Source organism: Collinsella intestinalis, from assembly GCF_902501455.1.
Classification (GTDB): Bacteria; Actinomycetota; Coriobacteriia; order Coriobacteriales; family Coriobacteriaceae; genus Collinsella; species Collinsella intestinalis.
The window spans coordinates 1-1,361 of record NZ_CABWIC010000008.1; the positions used below are offsets into that span (position 1 = coordinate 1).

Annotated in this window: 1 protein-coding gene; it reads left to right on the top strand. The window is 65.0% G+C overall.

Annotated elements, in window-relative coordinates:
- Nucleotides 1-1,334: IS3 family transposase (locus tag AOBCEHNH_RS05100; protein WP_152063436.1), on the top strand; the 1,334-nt coding region annotated here is incomplete at its 5' end.
- Nucleotides 1,335-1,361: the final 27 nt, after the last annotated feature.

A 1,361-nucleotide genomic window follows, 5' to 3' on the forward strand; every position in this document is an offset into this window, starting at 1 on the left:
TCAACGAGGTGCTCGATTATCTGGATTCGGGCCATTCCGTCCGCGAGGCCGAGCGACGCTTCGGCGTCGGCCACGAGAGCGCTGCCAGATGGAGGCGCCTCCGCGACGGCAACCTCAGGGCCAACAGGCCGCACCCTGTAAAATACCCCCAGGATACGGTGAGGCTCGCGTTGGGGCTTGCCTATGGCGGCCATGGGTTCGGGCTGGACGAGGTCGCCGTGATGGTGGGCGTCTCCGCGCCCACGATATCCAATTGGAAGAGGCGATACGTCGAAGGCGGCCACATGGACATCCCGGAGATCGATCCCGACGAGATCAAGCACCTGAGCCCCGACGGGAGGGCCCGCATGACCGACGAGGAGCTCGAGGAGTACATCCACAAGCTGGAGCTCAAGGCCGCTGTGCTCGAGGGCACGGTGAAGGTTTTAAAAGCAGAGGGCATCGACGATCTGAGCAATGACGAGAAGGCCGCGATCGTCGATGCCCTGCCCGCCAGCTTCACCGTGACGGAGGCCCTGCCGGAGGTCGGGCTCTCGTCGTCGAGCTACTACTACTGCAAGGCGAAGCCGGAGCGGCCCGATCGCCACGGGCGCGCGCGTGCCGCCATCAGGGAGGAGTTCGCGCTGGTCGGGGGCAAGAGGGGCTACCGCTACATCCGGCAGCGCCTGCGCGAGCGGGAGGACCCGATAGTCGTGTCGGGCAAGACCGTGCGGCGCCTCATGGCCGAAGAGGGCTGCCGCGTGAGCTACGCGAAGAAGAGGCGCTCCTACAGCTCGTATGCGGGCGAGATAAGCGCGGCCCCCGACAACCTCGTCGCGCGCGACTTCCACGCCGAGGCCCCGAACGAGAAGTGGCTCACCGACATCACGCAGTTCTCCATCCCCGCCGGCAAGGTGTACCTGAGTCCCGTGATCGACTGCTTCGACGGGATGCCCGTCGCGTGGAGCATCGGGGAGAGCCCGAACGCGGAGCTGGCGAACTCCATGCTGGAAGAGGCCTGCGGGCAGCTGGCGGACGGAGAGCATCCCGTATGCCACAGCGACCGAGGCTGCCACTACCGATGGCCCGGATGGATCGGCATCTGCGCAGAGCGCGGCGTCGTCCGGTCGATGTCCAGGAAGGGGTGCTCGCCCGACAACTCCGCTTGCGAGGGATTCTTCGGAAGGCTGAAGAACGAGTTCTTCTACGACCGCGACTGGGAGGGAGTGACGACAGAGGACTTCATCGGCCAGCTGGAGCAATACATGAGATACTATCGCGACGAGCGCATCAAGGAGTCATTGGGCTGGATGAGTCCAATGCAGTACAGGAAATCGCTTGGCTTGGCGGCCTAGCGTCTCCAGAGTTTGGGGCGCATCCCC